This is a genomic window from Clavibacter michiganensis subsp. insidiosus, assembly GCF_002240565.1.
Classification (GTDB): Bacteria; Actinomycetota; Actinomycetes; order Actinomycetales; family Microbacteriaceae; genus Clavibacter; species Clavibacter insidiosus.
The window spans coordinates 2,301,200-2,317,449 of the sequence record NZ_MZMO01000001.1; the positions used below are offsets into that span (position 1 = coordinate 2,301,200).

At 75.5% G+C, this 16,250-nt stretch carries 18 protein-coding genes; 12 read left to right on the forward strand and 6 right to left on the reverse strand.

The annotated features are described in order from the left end of the window. The first annotated feature begins 28 nt into the window (after positions 1-28). Both B5P21_RS11140 and B5P21_RS11145 read left to right on the forward strand, forming a co-directional pair. Positions 29-784 (forward strand): alpha/beta fold hydrolase, encoded by a 756-nt coding sequence (locus tag B5P21_RS11140; RefSeq protein ID WP_045527323.1) that lies wholly within the window; start codon positions 29-31, stop codon positions 782-784. Continuing rightward, on the forward strand, positions 781-1,251 hold the full coding sequence (locus B5P21_RS11145) for a MarR family winged helix-turn-helix transcriptional regulator (RefSeq protein ID WP_045527321.1): 471 nt from the start codon (positions 781-783) through the stop codon (positions 1,249-1,251). Before B5P21_RS11140 ends, B5P21_RS11145 begins: the two co-directional genes overlap by 4 nt. Positions 1,252-1,266: 15 nt before the next feature. Here B5P21_RS11145 and B5P21_RS11150 read toward each other — a convergent pair whose 3' ends face one another. After that, on the reverse strand, positions 1,267-2,394 hold the full coding sequence (locus tag B5P21_RS11150) for a hypothetical protein (RefSeq protein WP_052663178.1): 1,128 nt from the start codon (positions 2,392-2,394) through the stop codon (positions 1,267-1,269). Between the two features lie 154 nt (positions 2,395-2,548). Here B5P21_RS11150 and B5P21_RS11155 point away from each other — a divergent pair, with 154 nt between their 5' ends. The 6 genes from B5P21_RS11155 (at position 2,549) to B5P21_RS11175 (ending at position 8,587) form a co-directional block, all read left to right on the forward strand. Further along, complete coding sequence (locus B5P21_RS11155; RefSeq protein WP_045527319.1) at positions 2,549-3,346, forward strand: Ltp family lipoprotein; 798 nt, start codon at positions 2,549-2,551, stop codon at positions 3,344-3,346. Between the two features lie 128 nt (positions 3,347-3,474). Further along, complete coding sequence (locus B5P21_RS11160) at positions 3,475-4,452, forward strand: ring-cleaving dioxygenase (RefSeq protein ID WP_045527317.1); 978 nt, start codon at positions 3,475-3,477, stop codon at positions 4,450-4,452. Then, a complete protein-coding gene (locus tag B5P21_RS11165; RefSeq protein ID WP_045527315.1) occupies positions 4,449-5,072 on the forward strand; it encodes an alpha/beta hydrolase in 624 nt (207 codons plus the stop codon). The genes B5P21_RS11160 and B5P21_RS11165 overlap by 4 nt, the downstream gene beginning before the upstream one ends. A gap of 58 nt (positions 5,073-5,130) precedes the next feature. Next, positions 5,131-6,660, forward strand: a complete 1,530-nt coding sequence (locus B5P21_RS11170; protein ID WP_045527314.1) for a cation:proton antiporter — start codon at positions 5,131-5,133, stop codon at positions 6,658-6,660. Between the two features lie 141 nt (positions 6,661-6,801). Then, positions 6,802-6,972 (forward strand): hypothetical protein, encoded by a 171-nt coding sequence (locus B5P21_RS16860; RefSeq protein ID WP_158385383.1) that lies wholly within the window; start codon positions 6,802-6,804, stop codon positions 6,970-6,972. Positions 6,973-7,090: 118 nt separating this feature from the next. Next, on the forward strand, positions 7,091-8,587 hold the full coding sequence (locus B5P21_RS11175; protein ID WP_045527312.1) for a PASTA domain-containing protein: 1,497 nt from the start codon (positions 7,091-7,093) through the stop codon (positions 8,585-8,587). On the opposite strand, the gene B5P21_RS11180 is transcribed toward B5P21_RS11175, so the two are convergent. Then, positions 8,584-9,204 (reverse strand): helix-turn-helix transcriptional regulator, encoded by a 621-nt coding sequence (locus tag B5P21_RS11180; RefSeq protein WP_045527310.1) that lies wholly within the window; start codon positions 9,202-9,204, stop codon positions 8,584-8,586. The two genes, B5P21_RS11175 and B5P21_RS11180, sit on opposite strands and share 4 nt — an antisense overlap. A gap of 47 nt (positions 9,205-9,251) precedes the next feature. On the opposite strand from B5P21_RS11180, the gene B5P21_RS11185 reads away from it, so the two are divergent. Beyond that, on the forward strand, positions 9,252-10,115 hold the full coding sequence (locus B5P21_RS11185) for a class I SAM-dependent methyltransferase (protein WP_045527308.1): 864 nt from the start codon (positions 9,252-9,254) through the stop codon (positions 10,113-10,115). 60 nt (positions 10,116-10,175) lie between these two features. Continuing rightward, a complete protein-coding gene (locus tag B5P21_RS11190) occupies positions 10,176-11,936 on the forward strand; it encodes a DEAD/DEAH box helicase (RefSeq protein ID WP_045527306.1) in 1,761 nt (586 codons plus the stop codon). 90 nt (positions 11,937-12,026) lie between these two features. Here the strand turns inward: B5P21_RS11190 and B5P21_RS11195 are convergent, their stop codons facing one another. Together B5P21_RS11195 and B5P21_RS11200 are read right to left on the reverse strand one after the other, a co-directional pair. Further along, entirely contained in the window at positions 12,027-12,221 is a 195-nt protein-coding gene (locus B5P21_RS11195; protein ID WP_094171155.1) for a hypothetical protein, read from the reverse strand. A gap of 71 nt (positions 12,222-12,292) precedes the next feature. Beyond that, positions 12,293-12,892, reverse strand: a complete 600-nt coding sequence (locus tag B5P21_RS11200) for a hypothetical protein (protein ID WP_045527302.1) — start codon at positions 12,890-12,892, stop codon at positions 12,293-12,295. A gap of 197 nt (positions 12,893-13,089) precedes the next feature. On the opposite strand from B5P21_RS11200, the gene B5P21_RS11205 reads away from it, so the two are divergent. Beyond that, entirely contained in the window at positions 13,090-13,656 is a 567-nt protein-coding gene (locus B5P21_RS11205) for a GNAT family N-acetyltransferase (RefSeq protein WP_045527300.1), read from the forward strand. A gap of 69 nt (positions 13,657-13,725) precedes the next feature. Here the strand turns inward: B5P21_RS11205 and B5P21_RS11210 are convergent, their stop codons facing one another. Next, a complete protein-coding gene (locus B5P21_RS11210; RefSeq protein WP_045527299.1) occupies positions 13,726-15,042 on the reverse strand; it encodes a carboxylesterase family protein in 1,317 nt (438 codons plus the stop codon). 77 nt (positions 15,043-15,119) lie between these two features. Here B5P21_RS11210 and B5P21_RS11215 point away from each other — a divergent pair, with 77 nt between their 5' ends. Next, positions 15,120-15,746 carry a TetR/AcrR family transcriptional regulator gene (locus tag B5P21_RS11215; protein ID WP_045527297.1) on the forward strand — a complete coding sequence of 209 codons (627 nt, stop codon included), beginning with the start codon at positions 15,120-15,122 and terminating at the stop codon, positions 15,744-15,746. Here B5P21_RS11215 and B5P21_RS11220 read toward each other — a convergent pair. Then, positions 15,743-16,180 (reverse strand): arsenate-mycothiol transferase ArsC, encoded by a 438-nt coding sequence (locus B5P21_RS11220; RefSeq protein WP_045527295.1) that lies wholly within the window; start codon positions 16,178-16,180, stop codon positions 15,743-15,745. The genes B5P21_RS11215 and B5P21_RS11220 overlap by 4 nt on opposite strands. Positions 16,181-16,250 lie beyond the last annotated feature (70 nt).

Sequence of the window (16,250 nt, forward strand, 5' to 3'; positions counted from 1 at the left end):
GGTCGATGCGCGACCCTATATTGATGACATGTCATCAATCGCGTCCCCGCCCACGCTCGTCGGCGTGCCCTGCTTCTCGGGAGCGCCGTGGGACTTCCGTCCCCTCCGAGCGCTGGCCGCGTACCCGCTCCGCACCCTCGCCCTGCCCCACGACGCGCGCTCGGTCGAGGAGGCGGCCGACGCCGTCGAGGACTTGGTGCGCGACCTCCCGCGTTACGTGCTCGTGGGCGACTCCTTCGGCGCGGTCGTGAGCCTGGCGCTGGCGCTCCGTCGCCCGGCGGGACTCGCCGGGCTCGTGCTCTCGGGCGGCTTCGCGGCGGATCCGACGCCCGCGTGGAAGACGCGCGCCGCCTCCCTCGCCCGGCACGTGCCGCGGGTCCTCTACGAGCAGGGGATCCTCCGCTTCCACGCGGCGCAGCTCGCCTCCCGGTCGGACGCGGCGGCTCCGCACCCGCTGACCCGTCGCGACTACCGGGAGCTGTTCCGGATCCACACGCCCGCCAGCGCCTACGCGAACCGGGTCGGCGCGGTCGTCGGCTTCGACGTGCGCGCGCGCATCCACCGCATCGACGTGCCGACGCTGCTGATGACCCCCGAGGACGACCGGCTCGTCGGCCCCACCGCCGCCGCCGCGCTCCGCGACGGGCTGCCGCATGCCCGGGAGATGGTGCTGCCCGGCACCGGGCACATGCTCCGCTTCACGCACCCCGGGGAGTACGCGGATGCCGTGGACGGGTTCGTGCGTTCCGAGGTCGGCCTCGGCGTGGCGGCGGGCGCAGCATGAGACCGGCCGAGGAGCTCCGCTACCTGATCCTCGGGGCGCAGCGCGAGGGCGCCCGCGCGTACGCGGCCGCCCTCGCGCCGACCGGGCTGACGCCCGCGCAGGCGGAGGCGGTCGTCGTGCTCGCCGAGGCGCCCGGGATCAGCCTCGCCGGCCTCGGCGCCCGGCTCGTCTGCGAGGCCGGCTCGCCCAGCCGGCTCGTCGACGCGCTCGTGCGGCAGGGCCTCGTGCACCGCGACCCGGATCCGCGCAGCCGCCGCAGCGTCGTCCTGCGGCTGACCGCGGAGGGGCAGCGCCGCGTGGCGGACGTGCGCGCCGCCGAGGCCACGGTGCACGACGCGATCGGCGGGGCGCTCGACGCGCGCCAGCTCGAGGCCGCGATCGGCGCGCTCCGCCTGCTCCTCGACCGGCGCCCGACCCTCGACGCCCTGACGCTGCGCCGGGCGGATCGCGCGTCGACGACCAGCTGAGGCACGCCCCGCCGGTCAGCGCCCGTCGACGATGGACATGAAGCCCGCGAAGGCGAAGACCGCGGGCACGAAGATCAGCGAGGCGCGGAACGCGATCCAGGCGAACCAGCCGACGGCGCCGAGGCAGCCCGTGCGGCGGTCGCGGATGTCGAGGCGGCGGCCGTCGGCGGCGATGCGCGGGGCGCGGGGATCCGGAGGCTGCTCGTCGAGGTCGGCCCGCAGCGGCGCGGCCCCACCGCCGTCGCCGAGCAGCACGCGCTCGTCGCGGTACCGCACCGCGCGGCGCCGGATGCGAGCCGCGACGCCGTCGAGGATCCGCCCGGTCGCCTCCCACGGGGCGGGCTCGGCGAAGTCGGCGAGCTCCCGGCGGAAGAACACCAGCGTGTCGTCGACCATCTCCACGTCGAAGCCCGCCGCGTCGTCGACGAGCGCGGCCATGACGTCGGGCGTCAGCAGGTAGAGGGCGTCGCGCTCGTACTCGGCGGGCGCGTACAGGCGGAACTGCCGGTCGAAGTCGCCCTCGAGCGAGAGGCGCTGGCCGCGCCGCACGCTCGCCGGGAGGTCGCCGCCGCGCGCGTCGTCCCCGGTCGCGTCGAGCAGCAGGTGCGGCAGCGGCACGGGCAGGGTGACCGCGACGTAGGTCCATCCGCTGCGCCGCGCGCGCTTCCGCACGACGTCGCCGAACTCGACGCCCGCGGCCCGGAAGCGGGGGACGACGAGGACCCCGCCCGCGTCCTCGGTGATGAGCGCCCGGAAGGTGCGCCCGCCGCTCGGCTGCGGTTGGAACCCGTTGGCGAGGGCCGTCAGGTGCTGCCGCCACTCCCGCCCGCGGGCTCGCGGCGACGGCGGCCTCGCCGCCCAGCGGTGCAGGAGGCGGGACCCGAGGAGCCAGACGGCGAGGACCACGGCGGCTCCCGCGAGCCCCGCGATCGTCGCGGGCGTGACGGCGCCGTCGCCCGCGCCGTCGGTGACGACGCCCCAGTACAGGAGCACGACGCAGACGTACCAGAGGATCAGCGAGTCGTTCACGTGCGCGAGCACCTTCCGGCGCGATGGCACCCACGACGGACGGGCGCTCCGCCGGACGGTGCGCATCGCCGCCGCGACCTCGTCGTCGGGCGCGCTCAGCCAGCGCAGGTCCATGGGCGTCCCCCTCGTCGATCCAGGCTAGGGGGACGCGCGAGGACCGCGGTCGGGACCGATGCCCGCGAAGTGGGGGTCCCCGCGCCGCGAAGTGGGGGTCCTCGCATCCCGGGATCGGTGCTCCGCACGGCGGCCGCGCTGTCATGCTGCGGGCATGACCGCACCCGAGCAGCCGGGATACCCGTCCCCGGACCCGCACCAGCCCCCGCCGCCCAGCCCCTACGGACCGCCCGCCCCCGCCGGCACCGCGACCCCTCCGCCGCCCCCATACGGCGTCCGCCCCAAGGGCCTCGCGATCGCCGCGCTGGTCGTGGGGATCGTCGCCTTCCTGTCCGGCCTCGTCCCGGTCTTCGGCCTGATCGCGGGCGCCGCCGCCGTGGTGCTCGGGATCCTCGCCCTGCGCCGCCAGCAGAGCAAGGGCATGGCGATCACCGGCCTGTCGCTCGGCGCCGTGGCGGCCGTCACGTCGCTGTTCGTCACGATCGCGTTCGCGGCTGCCGTCAGTACCTCGAGCACGTCCACCGGCACCGCCGAGGTCGTCGAGTCGTCCGCCGAGGCGGAGGCGCTGCCGACCCCGACGCCCGAGGCGAGCGAGCCCGCCGCCGAGGAGACGACGGCCGCCGCCGAGCCCGCGGCACCCGCCGTGCCGGCCGAGAGCGCGACGGCGCTCATCAAGGCGGAGACGTACGCGAACGGCCTGGACATGAGCAAGGCCGGCCTGTACGACCAGCTCACGAGCGAGTACGGCGAGCAGTTCACGCCGGAGGCCGCGCAGTACGCCGTGGACAACGTCCAGGCCGACTGGAACGCCAACGCGCTCGCGAAGGCGAAGACGTACCGCGAGATGGCGGCGATGTCGCCCGCCGCGATCCGGGATCAGCTCACGAGCGAGTACGGCGAGAAGTTCACCGCGGAGGAGGCGGACTACGCCATCGCGCACCTCGACGACTGACGCGTGAGCGCGGAGGAGGGGAGGTGGCGGCGACGCCATCTCCCCTCCTCCGTCCCACCGGGAATGATCCGCCGTCCCATGCGTTTGCATGGACATGGCCCGACCGGGCCGCGCGGAAGGAGCGCCTCATGACCGCCAGCACCCAGGGACTGCACCACGTCACCGCCATCGGCGGCGACCCGCAGCGGAACGTCGACTTCTACGTGCGCGCGATGGGCCTCCGGCTCGTGAAGCGCACCGTCAACTTCGACAGTCCCGGCAGCTACCACCTCTACTACGGCGACACCGAGGGCCGGCCCGGATCCCTCCTCACCTTCTTCCCGTGGAAGGGCGTGCCCGCGGGCCGCGTCGGCGCGGGCCAGTCCACGACGACCGCGTTCTCGGTGCCCGCCGGCAGCCTCGGCTGGTGGGCCGAGCACCTGCGCCAGGTCGGCGTCGCCTCGTCGATCTCGTCGACCGGATCCGAGGAGGAGCGCCTCTCGCTCCGCGACCCCGACGGGCTGCAGATCGACCTCGTCGCCTCCTCCGTCGTCGACCCGCGCGCGCCGTGGGACTCGGCCGACGTGCCCGCCGAGCACGCGATCCGCGGCCAGCACTCCTCGGTGCTCACCGTGCGGGATCCCGCGGGCACGGCGTCCGTCCTCACCGACGACCTCGGGCTCCGGCTCGTGGACGAGCGCGACGGCCGCTTCCGCTTCGCCGCGGGGGACGGCGGACCCGGCGCGATCGTCGACCTCGTCGCCGACCCGGGTGCGCAGCAGGGCCTCACGGCCGGCGGCACCGTGCACCACGTCGCGTTCCGCGTGCCGGGCCGCGTCGAGCAGCAGGCGTGGCGCGACGAGCTGGTGGATCGCGGGCACCAGGTGACGCAGATCCTCGACCGGCAGTACTTCACCTCCATCTACTTCCGCGAGCCCGGCGGCGTGCTCTTCGAGATCGCGACGGACACGCCCGGCTTCGACATCGACGAGCCGCTGCTCGAGCTGGGCCGCAGCCTCCGCCTCCCGCCGTGGCTCGAGCCCAGCCGCGCGGACATCGAGGCCGCGGTGCCGCCGCTGCGCCTGCCGGACGACGAGGCCGCCGCGGCCGATGGATCCGCCGCGTGAGCGCGCTCCTCGACGCGACGCCCCACGAGTTCCGGCCGGGCGCCGACACCGGCCCCGTGGTCCTCGGCCTGCACGGCACGGGCGCCGACGAGCGGCAGGGCCTCGAGCTCGCGCGGCTCCTCGCGCCCGGGCAGCCCGTGCTGGCACCGCGCGGGAGCGTGCGCGAGGGATCCGCCGCCCGCTGGTTCCGCCGCCACGCGGAAGGGGTCTTCGACGTCGACGACGTGGTCGCGCGCGCCGCCGAGCTCGCCGACCTGGTCGCCGAGGCACGGTCGGCCTACGCTCTGGGGGACCGGGAGATCCTCGCTGTCGGGTTCTCGAACGGGGCGAACATGGCGCTGGCGACCACGCTGCTGCACCCGTCCGCGCTGCCCGCGACGATCGCCTTCTCCGCGCGCTGGCCGCTCGGCGACCGGGAGCCGGCCGCCGACCTCTCGGGCACGCGGATCACGCTGCTCAACGGCGACGCCGACGCCATGGCGCCGCTCGTCGACGTGGAGCGGACGGTGCGCGAGGCGCTCGCCCGCGGCGCCGACGTCTCCTCCCACGTGCGACCGGGCGGGCACGGGCTCGACGCGCGCGACCTCGACGCGGCCCGCGCGCGGACCCGCACCGGCTGATCCCCCGCGACCACGCCCGCCCGAACGGTCCCCCGCCCGCCCCCACCGGAAGCCGCGCATGCCCGAGATCATCGCCTGGGTCGCCTCCTTCGTCGTCGTGACCGTCGCCGTGTCCGGGCTCGCGGGGCGCGTGGGCTGGTCGGCGCCCGTGGCGCTGGTCGCGGTCGGGGCGGCGCTGTCGTTCGTGCCGGGCGTGCCGCAGATCGTGATCGAGCCGGACGCCGTGCTCTACGGGCTCCTGCCGCCGCTGCTGTTCGCGGCCGCGATCCGCACGCCGCTGGCCGACATCCGGGCCCGGCGCGACAGCATCGTCGTGCTCTCGGTCGGCGTCGTCGTGGTCACGCTCGTCGTGTTCGGGCTGACGCTGTGGGCGCTCGTGCCGGCCGTGGGGCTCGCGGCGGCGCTCGCCCTCGGCGCCGTCGTCGCGCCGACGGACGCGGTCGCGGTCTCCGCCGTCGCCGGGCGCGTGAAGCTCCCGCGCCGCGTGATGTCGATCCTCGAGACCGAGAGCCTCCTCAACGACGCGACCGCGCTCGTCGCGCTCAACACGGCCATCGCCGCGATCGTCGGCGCCGTGCACCCCGTGGACGTCGCGGGCGGCTTCCTCGTGGCGGTGGTCGCGGGCGTCGCCATCGGCCTCGCGGTGGCGTTCCTCTTCTCCGCGGTGCGCCGCTTCCTCCGGTCCGCCGTGCTCGACACGAGCCTCTCGCTGGCGATCCCCTACGTCGCCTTCATCCCGGCCCAGGAGATCGGCGGATCCGGGGTGCTGGCCGTGGTCGCGGCCGGGCTCGTGCTCGGCTACCGCTCGCCGCTGATCCAGTCGCCCGAGGCGCGCATCGCGGAGTCGGTGAACTGGCGCACGATCCAGTTCCTGCTCGAGAACGCCGTCTTCCTCCTCATCGGGCTGAGCCTCGCCGGCATCCTCCGCGACCTGCCGGAGTCGAGCCTCGACGGATGGCAGATCGCCGGGCTCGCGATCCTGCTGCTCGCGGTGCTGACCGCGGCGCGCTTCGTCTCGGTGGCGCTCGCGAAGGTGCTGTTCGACCACGGGCCGGCGCGGCTGCGGGCGCGCACCTGGACCTGGCGGACCGTGACCGCCGTCTCGTCCGCCGGGGTGCGCGGCGTCGTGACCCTCGCCGCCGCGTTCCTCCTGCCCGCGGAGACGCCGGAGCGGGAGCTGCTGCAGTTCCTCGCGTTCGTGATGGTGGCGGGCACCCTCCTGGGCGGGCTCGCGCTGCCCGCCATCATCCGCCGCCTGAGGCTCGGGCACTCCGCCGACGACCAGGAGAGGTCCGACCGCGATCGCCTCCTCGACGAGGCCCGCGAGGCCGGCCTGGCGGCGCGCGCCGTGGCGATCCGCGAGCACGGCGCGAGCGACGGCCCGGGCGACGACGCGCTGCCGGAGACCACGACCGAGCGCCTCGCGCACGACCGGGTGCGGCGCCGGATGATCGACGCCGAGCGGGTCGCCGTGCTCGCCGCGCGCCGGGAGGGGCGGTACCCGGAGATCGCCGTGCGCGCCGTGCTCGGGATGATCGACGCGGAGGACGTGGCCCTCGGCCGGCGCGAGGCGGACGACGCGCGCTGACCGGCCGCGCGCTCCGCGATCCGCCCCCCGTCCCCCCTGGGGACGAGGCGCGAGGCCCCGGGGAGGACGCGCGACGACGGCGGGTCCGCGAGCCCGGGTGCGCCGCCGCCCGAGCGGTGAGATCAGGAGGATCCCGTGCCCGTGTCCGTCTCCCCCACCACCGCCCCCGTCCGACCCGTCGCGGCCGTCGACGGCGCCCCGCGCCCGGGCGATCCCGCCTGCGTCGCCTTCGTCGGCAGCGCCGACGGCGTCCGCCTCGCGGGCACGCGCGGCTTCGCGGTCGACCTCGTCCCGCTGTCGCCGCGCCCCTGATTGGGGGTGCGGGCGGCCGCCCGGCGACGCGCCCGGGCTTCCCGGCCGGCCCGAGCGCCGCCTAATCTGAGCGGACGAGCAGTTCCCCCACCTGGGGAACGCTCTCCTGAGGAGCACCATGTCGTCGACCCCGCCGCCCGCCTCCCCGACGTCGGTCACCCCATCGTCCGACGAGCCCGGCTGGTTCGGCGACGGCGAGGGCAACCAGCGCTTCTGGGACGGCACCCGCTGGACGTCGCTCGTCTCCAGCCGCCGCGTCTTCCCGGGCCGCGCCTCCTCGACGCCCGAGCCCAAGCTGATCTCCGAGTCGCCGCTGCCCGAGGGCTACGCGGCCGGGGCCGCGCCGCTCGCCCCGCCCGCGAGATCCGCCGTCGACGCGTCCGTGGACGCCCCGCCCGCCGGTGCGCCGCTCGCCCCGCCCACGGGTGCTCCTGTCGCACCGCCCGCCGGCTACCCGATGGCGCCGCCGACCGGCGCACCCGTCGCCCCTCCCACCGGCCTCCCGACGGCGCCGCCTACCGGTGCGCCCCTCGACGCTCCGGCTCCCGCTCCCCGCACCTCGTCCGTGGCCGGCAGCTTCGCGCCGCCGCGCCCGGCCACGAGCGCCGCCTCCGCTCCGACCCCGCGCGCCGCCGCCACCGCGCCGGCCCTGCGCGGCCGCAGCACCTGGCCGTGGGCCGCGCTCGCGGTCGCCGCGGTGCTCGTCGTCGCCGCCGCCGTCATCGCCGGGATTCCCGGCCTCCTCATCGCGCTCGGCGTCGTCGCCCTCGTCGCCGGGCTCATCCCGCTCCTCCGCAGCGGCGCGGCCTGGATCCCCGGCATCCGCACCCGGGCCGCCGGCGGCCTCGCCACCGGCGTCGCCCTCGCGCTCATCGCGGGCGGCGCTGTCGCCTCCGCGCTGCCGACGCCGGCCGACGACGTCGCGGACCCCGACACCATCGAGATCTCCGACTCCCGCCCGGTGCCGAACGCGACCGATCCGGCGAACCCGCTCCCCGTCTCGGCCGACGGCCTGGTCGAGATGGTCGACGTGACGCGCATGAGCGGCGCCGACGCGGGCGACACGCTCGCCGCGTCCGGCTTCGGCATCGCCTTCGCGGGCACCGGCGGCGGCGCGTTCGTGCGCCAGGACGTGGGCATCGTCGCGAGCCAGGACCCGGCCGCCGGCACGCGCGTCGCGCCCGGCACCGTCGTGACCCTCACGCTCGCCACCCCCGCTCCCGAGCGCATCGCGCTCCCCGTCGTGCCCAAGGCGCCCGACGTCCCGTCGCGTCCCGGCACGCGGCCGGGGACGGGGATCTTCAACCCCGGCACCGGCGGCGGCACCGGCGGCGGCGGCTCCAGCGGCGGCGGCTCGGATCCCGGGACGTCGAACCCCGGCACCGGCGGCGGCTCGCCGTCGAACCCGGACCCGACCACGCCGGGCGACCCCGAGCCCCAGCCGACGACGGACCCGCCCACGGTGCCCACGCCGGACCCGACGACGCCCGCGCCCGATCCCGAGCCCTCGCCCGAGCCGCCGGTCGAGAGCCCGGAGCCCACGACGCCGCCCGCGCCGCCGGAGCCCGAGACGCCGGTCGAGCCCGTGCCCGAGACGCCGCCGGCCGAGGGCTAGGCCTCCGTCGGGTCGTCCCCCGCGCGGGCGGCGGGACCCGTCCCCGTCGTCCGCAGGTGCGCCCGCTGCCCGTCGCGGTCGAGGATCGTGAGGATCTCGACGACACCGCGGTGCGCGCCGATGGCGTGCGGCACCATGGTCGAGAACTCGGCCGCGTCGCCCGCCTCCACGAGGATCGTCCGCTCCCCCAGCTGGAGCCGCGCGGTGCCCGAGAGCACCGTGAACCAGTCGCGCCCGGGGTGCACGCCGAGCCGGTCCACCGGCACGGGCCGCGTCGGCGTCATGCGCATCTTCGCGACGAAGGGGCCGGATCCGCTGGCTCCGCCGCGCGAGAGGATCCACATCGTGCGCCCCGCCTCCGAGTCCGCCTGGGGGCGGATCACGACGTCGGCGTCGTCGCCCGACTCGATGAGCGCGTCGAGCGACGTCTCGAGGGCCTGCGCGATGGGCACGAGCTGGTCGAGCGCGATGCGCCGGTGACCGGTCTCGATGCGGCTGAGCGTCGACGGGCTGAGGAAGCACCGGGCCGCGAGCGCGTCGAGCGACCAGCCGCGGGCCTCCCGGAGGCTCCGGATGCGCTGGCGGACGAGGGCGTCGACATCGGGCTCTTGCGTCATGGGCAAGATCGTATGCGTCTGCGGCAGGGGTGCGCCACCCTGGATCCATGACGCACCTGCACCCCGCCCCCGGCCACGGCCCCGCCGACCCGTCGCTCGCCCGCATGCTCGACCTCGACGCCCGGATCCTGCACGGCCACCAGCGCGAGCTGACCGCCTGGGTCCGCCGCCTCGCGCGCGACACGGCCGGCCGCGTGGTCGTCGACCTCGGCGCGGGGACCGGCACCGGCACGGTCGCGCTCGCGCGCCGCGTCGACCGGGCCGTGGTGCACGCCGTCGACGCGAGCGACGCCATGCTCGACCGGGTCGCCGAGCGCGCCGTCGTCGACGGCCTGGCCGACCGCATCCGCACCGTGCGCGCCGACCTCGACGCGGGCTGGCCCGCGCTGCCGCCCGCCGACCTGGTGTGGGCGTCGCTCCTGCTGCACGAGGTCGCCGACCCCGCGCGACTGCTCGCCCGCATCCACGACGGGCTCGCGCCGGGCGGCTTGCTCGCCGTCGTCGAGATGGACGGCCCGCCCCGCTTCCTGCCGGACGACCTCGATCCGGACCTCGTCCGCCCGGGCCTCGCCGACCGCCTCGACGACGCGGTCACGCACGGCGGCACCGGCGGCCCCTCGCACCCGGACTGGGCGCCGTGGCTGCGCGACGCCGGCCTCGTCGACGTCGCGACGCGCGTGTTCCGCACCGACCCCGACCCGGCGGATCCGATCGCCGCCGCCGCGACCCTCCCCTACGCCCGCACGTGGCTGGCCCGCGTCCGCGACCGCGCCGTCGACCGCCTGGACGCGGACGACCGCGCGGCCCTCGACGCCCTCCTCGACGACGGCGGCCCGCACGCCCTGGCGAGGATCCCGGACCTCGGCCTCCGCGGCACCCGCACGGCGTACGTCGGACGCCGGCCGCGCTGACCGCCCGCCGATCCGCGCGAGGTGGGGCGCGCGGCACCCCCGACCCCCTACCGTTGAGGCATGAGCACTGACGACACCGCATCCACCCCCGACGCGGACGCCGCCCCCCGCACGACCTTCAGCGACCTCGGTCTCTCCGACCAGGTGCTCAAGGCACTCAAGGACGTGGGCTACGAGACGCCCTCCGCGATCCAGGCGGCCACGATCCCCTCCCTCCTCTCCGGCCGCGACGTCCTCGGCGTCGCCCAGACCGGCACCGGCAAGACGGCCGCGTTCGCGCTGCCGATCCTCTCCAACCTCGACGTGTCCCAGAAGACCCCGCAGGCCCTCGTGCTCGCGCCCACCCGCGAGCTCGCGCTCCAGGTGTGCGAGGCGTTCGAGCGCTACGCGTCGGGCATGCGCGGCGTGCACGTGCTGCCCGTCTACGGCGGCCAGGGCTACGGCGTGCAGCTGTCGGCGCTGCGCCGCGGCGTGCACGTGGTCGTCGGCACCCCCGGCCGGATCATGGACCACCTCGACAAGGGCACCCTCGACCTGTCGCAGCTGAAGTTCCTCGTGCTCGACGAGGCCGACGAGATGCTCAAGATGGGCTTCGCGGAGGACGTGGAGACGATCCTCGCGGACACCCCGAAGTCGAAGCAGATCGCGCTGTTCTCGGCGACGATGCCCGCGCAGATCCGCCGCATCTCGGGCAAGTACCTGCAGGACCCCGAGGAGATCACGGTCAAGAACAAGACCACGACCTCGGCGAACACGACGCAGCGCTACCTGATGGTGTCGTACCCGCAGAAGGTCGACGCCCTCACGCGCATCCTCGAGACCGAGAACTTCGAGGGCATGATCGTGTTCGTCCGCACGAAGAACGAGACGGAGACGCTCGCCGAGAAGCTGCGCGCCCGCGGCTACGCGGCCGCCGCCATCTCCGGCGACGTCGCGCAGGCGCAGCGCGAGCGCACGGTCGAGCAGCTGAAGTCGGGCAAGCTCGACATCCTCGTCGCCACCGACGTCGCCGCCCGCGGGCTCGACGTCGACCGGATCAGCCACGTCGTCAACTACGACATCCCCATCGACACCGAGTCGTACGTGCACCGCATCGGCCGCACGGGTCGCGCCGGACGCAGCGGCGCGGCGATCAGCTTCGTCACGCCGCGCGAGCGCCGCCTCCTCACCGCCATCGAGAAGGCCACGCGCCAGCCGCTCGCCGAGATGCGCATGCCGAGCGCGGAGGACGTGAACGTGACGCGCCTCTCCCGCTTCGACGACGCGATCACCGCGGCCCTCGCCGACCGCGAGCGCCTCGACGCGTTCCGCGACATCGTGGGCCACTACGTGAACCACCACGACGTCGTCGAGTCCGACGTGGCCGCCGCGCTCGCGATCGTGGCGCAGGGCGACACCCCGCTCCTGCTCTCGGCCGACGACCTGCGTCCGCCGCGCGTCGAGCGCGAGCGCCGGGACGACCGCCCGTCCCGCGACGGCGACGACCGCGGCGAGCGTCGCGCCCGCCCGGCGCGCGGCAGCGGCAACATGGCGACGTACCGCATCGACGTCGGCCGCCGCCACCGCGTGGAGCCCCGCCAGATCGTCGGCGCGCTCGCCAACGAGGGCGGCTTCAGCCGCGAGGACTTCGGCCACATCGACATCCGCCCCGACTTCTCGCTCGTCGAGCTGCCGGCGGGACTGCCGCAGGACCGGATCGACAGGCTCGCGAGCACGGTCATCAACGGTCGCCCGATCGACATCCGCCCCGACCGCGGCGGCCCCCGTGCCGCCGAGCGCGGCGCGGCCCCGGAGCGTCGCGGGCGGAAGCCGCGCGACTGATCTCCGCTCGCGACGATGGCCCGTCCCCACGCAGGTGGGGGCGGGCCGTCGGCCGTCGTGCGCTTGCCGGGCGGCGGCGCGTCAACGCGATCAGCGGTGCGGGCGCCGACGCTGCGCCGTAATGACCGACGCGTAGGTGATGCCGATAAGCGCGGCGACGATGCACAAGGCCGATCCCCGCATGTCCATGAACCCCGAGGTCGCGAGCAGGAGGATCCCGACGAGCACCAGACCCGAGGTGATGACGAGCGTGGAGACGAAGAGGAGGCGGTGTCGAGCTGACATTCAGATCACGCTCCCCGGCTCACGTACGCCATCGCCGGTGGCGCAGGGAACGCATCCCGCCAGGACCACTCTCACTGTCCCGAGCACCATGGCACGCCGTTCCATCCCTGATCCAAGATAAGACCGTCACCATCGGCGGCGCAGATGGCGATCGCGCCGCCCCCGATGGTGAGTGCACCTGCGATGACACCAGCGACGACCGGTCCGGCACCTGTCCAGGCGGTGATGAGGGCTGCGATCCCCGCGGCGCCTGCGCCTACCGCCAGTGCACCGATGAGTCGGCTCGTGTTGCACGAGTCGAGCTTGAGCTGGTGTCCGAACCACTGCGTCGAGGAGTCGTTGACCCCGACGCAGGATGAGAGCTGGACGGCGTCCCGCGCCACGCGGACCGCGGAGGCATCGACTGAGACCCCCGACACCGTTCCGCCTGCGGCCACGATGCCGGTCGCGACCTCACGCACGGTCTCGGGGCGCGCCCCCAGGGCGAGCGCGCGCGCCGCGTCAAAGTGGATATCCCCGTCGACCGCCGTGACGGTGCTCTGGAATGCACGGACCTGCGTGACTGCGGCGTCGGCGGCAGCAATCTGCGCCGCAGTGACGCGCGTCCCGTAGTGGCGCTGATTGTCGGAATGCGAGGCGGCCATGGCGATGAGCCGCCGATTTACCTTCACGCGTAAACTCTTTACCTGGGTAAATGTACCCGTCAATGTGGATGATGCGGCAGACCTTCCTCTGCCCATGAACCCATGTCAATGCCGTACGGAAATCAGTGGGATTACTCAGCACGTGCTACGCCCGCGACGACGCAGCGTCTTCGAGCGCGGCTGCCGCGATGAATTCGCGGGCCCGGCTCCGCTAGCGTGGCCCGATGGATCCGGTCACCCTCCGCACCCCGCGCCTGACGCTCCGCCGACCCGTGCTCGACGACGTCGACGGGATCACCTCGGCGTGCCAGGATCCGCAGGTCCAGCGGTACGTGCCCGTGCCCGTGCCGTACACGCGCGAGGACGCCGTCTCTTACGTGTCGGAGTTCTGCGCGGACGGCTGGGCCTCGGGCGAGCGGCTCACCTGGGTCGCGCTCGAGGGCGGCGATCTCGTGGGCACCGTCGGGCTGCACGGCATTGCGGACGGCGGGGCCGAGATCGGGTACTGGCTGGCACCTGCCGCGCGCGGCCGCGGGATCATGCGCGAGGCCGCCGCGGCGGTCGTCGACCACGGGTTCGATGCGTCCGCGGGGCTCGGCCTCGTCCGCATCGGCTGGCGCGCCTACGCCGGGAACACCGGATCCGCGGCCGTCGCCCGGGCTCTCGGCTTCCGCTTCGAGGGCGTCGCCCGCCTGGGCGCCATGGGTCGCGCCGGCCGCGAGGACGACTGGCTCGCGGCCCTCCTCGCGACCGACGACCGGACGCCGGAGCCCTGGCCCGTGCTCGCGTGACGGCTTCGCGCGGCCCGCGGTGGCCGCGGCGATCACGGCTCCGCGTGGACGGCGCGCGAGGCTGACGTGTCAGCCGCGCACGCGCCGCAGCTCCAGAACGCCCGGGATCAGCTGCCGCGTCGGGATCCGCCCGCGCGCGAAGTCGCCCCACACCTGGCGCACGCGGCGGGCGTCGCGCTGGATCCCCTCCCAGTCGGCACCTGCGAGGAGCCCCGCACCGCGCCATGCGTCCTCGTCGCCGAAGAGGAGCGGCAGGTCCACGGTGTGCGCGGCGCCGAAGGGGCTGCCGGGCGCCGACCAGCGGATCACGTAGCGGTGCGCCGTGCCGCCGGCCCGCGCGTGACGGCGGGCGAAGCGGCGGGCGGGGATCCCGTAGATGATGCCCGACACGGACGCGACGGTCGCACCGCGCAGGAGCGGGCCGACGACCGGGAGGCCCGTCAGCTGCACCAGCCACGGGATCCGGGGCAGGAACGGCCGCGCCTCCTCCGCCGTGTTGCCGATCAGCACGTCGACGCGGGGAGCGGACGCATCCCAGGCCGCGTCGATCCCGGACTCGGGCGGGAGCGGCGCGTGCCCGTACTGCGTGCCGAACGGCATCGATCCGAGCAGCCCGTACGGCGCGGCGGCGCGCTCGACCCCGGCCTGGCGTGCGAGCACCTCCTCGACAGGCATGTCGGTCGTGAGCCCGCGGGATGCGCGCGCCATCGCCGCGTTCATGCGCCGTCTGCCCCGCGCGATGCCGAGCGGCGCGCTCTGGATGATCGCCCGGCAGAACAGCCCGGCCGCCTCGGGCACGGCCAACAGGTGCGCGACCGCGTCACCGCCCGCCGACTGCCCGAACGCCGTGACGCGGTCCGGGTCCCCGCCGAACGCCCGGATGTTGCGAGCCACCCAGCGGAGCGCCGCGAGCTGGTCGAGGAGGCCCAGGTTCGCGGGCCGGTCCCGTCCGTCACCGAGGTAGCCGAGGAGACCGAGCCGGTAGGTGACCGTGACGACCACCACGCGCTGCTCCGTGACGAGCGCGGCGGGATCCATGATCGGCATGTCGCCCGCGCCCGACACGTACGAGCCTCCGTGGATCCACACCATCACCGGCAGCGCATCGTCCGGCCGCACGTCGCGCGGCATGGTGACGGACACGCGCAGGCAATCCTCGTCCACGGGGAGTCGGGAGAAGTCCCCGAGCACCGCGTCGAGCTCCTCCATGGGCGGCTGCGGGCACCCGGGCGCCCAGTCGGTCGCGTCCCGCGGCTGCGTCCAGTCGGGGTGCGTGACCGGCGGCGCGAACCGGGCGGCGGTCGCATAGGGGATCCCGGTGGCGCGGACGACATCGCCGTCCACCCACCCCACGACGGGGCCGCACGGCGGCGAGAAGGCGCACATTTGGTCGAAGCTACCGTTCGCGAGGCGTTCGTCTGACCGCCTGGGGACAGGCCACATCCCGGTGCTACCGTGACGCCATGCCCCGCCTGATCGACCACGCCCGCCGCGAGGACGAGCTCGCCGAGGCGGTCTGGCGGGTCATCCGCCGCGAGGGCGCGAGCGGCGTCTCCGTCCGCACGGTCGCGGCCGAGGCGGGCCTCTCGACGGGATCCCTGCGCCACAGCTTCCCCAGCCGGATCGACCTCGTGGCCCACGCGACCGAGCTGGTGGCTCGGCGGATCGACGCGCGCATCCGGACGCGGCGCGCCGACCCGGACGCCCGACGCCGGGCCGTGCGAATCCTCGCGGAGCACCTGCCGCTGGACGACGCGCGCCGCGCCGAGGCCGAGGTCACCGCGGCGCTCCTCGCGGATGCCGCCTCGCACCCGCGGCTGCGCGAGGTGCGCGCCGCCGCCCACGCGGCCGCGCGCGAAACGTGCCTCGAGCAGCTCGCTCAGCTGCGCGCGGCCGGCCTGCTGCGACCCGACGCGGATCCCGACGCCGAGGCCGACCACCTGCAGGCGCTGCTCGCGGGCCTCGCGCTGCAGCTGCTCGTCGACGAGCCGGACGCGGCCCGCAGCGCCCGCGCGCTCGGCGTGCTGGAGCGGCACATCGATGCGCTCGTCGCCCGCCGCGTCGAACGGCGCGCGTCCGTGGACGCCTAGCGCGCCGCCGGGCCGCCCGCGACGCCGCCGAGACGGCCGCGCAGCTCCTCGACGCGCGCACGGATGTCGTCGCGCACGAGCCGCATCCGCTCCATGCCGTCGATGCCGCGCTCGCTGGGCTCGTCCGTGATCCACGTCTCGACCGCGACGTCCTGGTCGCCGTCCACGTGCGCCTCCGCGCCGAGCACGACCACGAGGTCGGCCTCGCGCACCATGTCGTCGGTGAGCGGCTTCGGGCTCTCGCCCGCCACGTCGATGCCGAGCTCGGTGAGCGACTCCACGGCGAGGGCGTTGAGCGAGGTGCCGGGATCGGTGCCCGCCGACGTGACGGCGACGGCGTCCCCCGCCGCGTTCCGCATGAGGGCCGCCGCGAGCTGGGACTTGCCGCCGTTGCGGGCGCAGACGAAGACGACGTGCGGGATGCGCTCGGCCATGGATCCTCCGGTCGGGGCGTCGCCCGAGGGTCGGGCGTCCCGTCGATCCTGGCAGACCGCCGCGGCGGCG

What these genes read in the sequence shown, in the direction of transcription:
- B5P21_RS11140 (WP_045527323.1), top strand. Translation starts at nt 29, where the DNA reads ATGTCATCAATCGCGTCCCCGCCCACGCTCGTCGGCGTGCCCTGCTTC.
- B5P21_RS11145 (WP_045527321.1), top strand. Translation starts at nt 781, where the DNA reads ATGAGACCGGCCGAGGAGCTCCGCTACCTGATCCTCGGGGCGCAGCGC.
- B5P21_RS11150 (WP_052663178.1), bottom strand. Translation starts at nt 2,394, where the DNA reads ATGGACCTGCGCTGGCTGAGCGCGCCCGACGACGAGGTCGCGGCGGCG.
- B5P21_RS11155 (WP_045527319.1), top strand. Translation starts at nt 2,549, where the DNA reads ATGACCGCACCCGAGCAGCCGGGATACCCGTCCCCGGACCCGCACCAG.
- B5P21_RS11160 (WP_045527317.1), top strand. Translation starts at nt 3,475, where the DNA reads ATGACCGCCAGCACCCAGGGACTGCACCACGTCACCGCCATCGGCGGC.
- B5P21_RS11170 (WP_045527314.1), top strand. Translation starts at nt 5,131, where the DNA reads ATGCCCGAGATCATCGCCTGGGTCGCCTCCTTCGTCGTCGTGACCGTC.
- B5P21_RS11175 (WP_045527312.1), top strand. Translation starts at nt 7,091, where the DNA reads ATGTCGTCGACCCCGCCGCCCGCCTCCCCGACGTCGGTCACCCCATCG.
- B5P21_RS11180 (WP_045527310.1), bottom strand. Translation starts at nt 9,204, where the DNA reads ATGACGCAAGAGCCCGATGTCGACGCCCTCGTCCGCCAGCGCATCCGG.
- B5P21_RS11185 (WP_045527308.1), top strand. Translation starts at nt 9,252, where the DNA reads ATGACGCACCTGCACCCCGCCCCCGGCCACGGCCCCGCCGACCCGTCG.
- B5P21_RS11190 (WP_045527306.1), top strand. Translation starts at nt 10,176, where the DNA reads ATGAGCACTGACGACACCGCATCCACCCCCGACGCGGACGCCGCCCCC.
- B5P21_RS11195 (WP_094171155.1), bottom strand. Translation starts at nt 12,221, where the DNA reads ATGTCAGCTCGACACCGCCTCCTCTTCGTCTCCACGCTCGTCATCACC.
- B5P21_RS11205 (WP_045527300.1), top strand. Translation starts at nt 13,090, where the DNA reads ATGGATCCGGTCACCCTCCGCACCCCGCGCCTGACGCTCCGCCGACCC.
- B5P21_RS11210 (WP_045527299.1), bottom strand. Translation starts at nt 15,042, where the DNA reads ATGTGCGCCTTCTCGCCGCCGTGCGGCCCCGTCGTGGGGTGGGTGGAC.
- B5P21_RS11215 (WP_045527297.1), top strand. Translation starts at nt 15,120, where the DNA reads ATGCCCCGCCTGATCGACCACGCCCGCCGCGAGGACGAGCTCGCCGAG.
- B5P21_RS11220 (WP_045527295.1), bottom strand. Translation starts at nt 16,180, where the DNA reads ATGGCCGAGCGCATCCCGCACGTCGTCTTCGTCTGCGCCCGCAACGGC.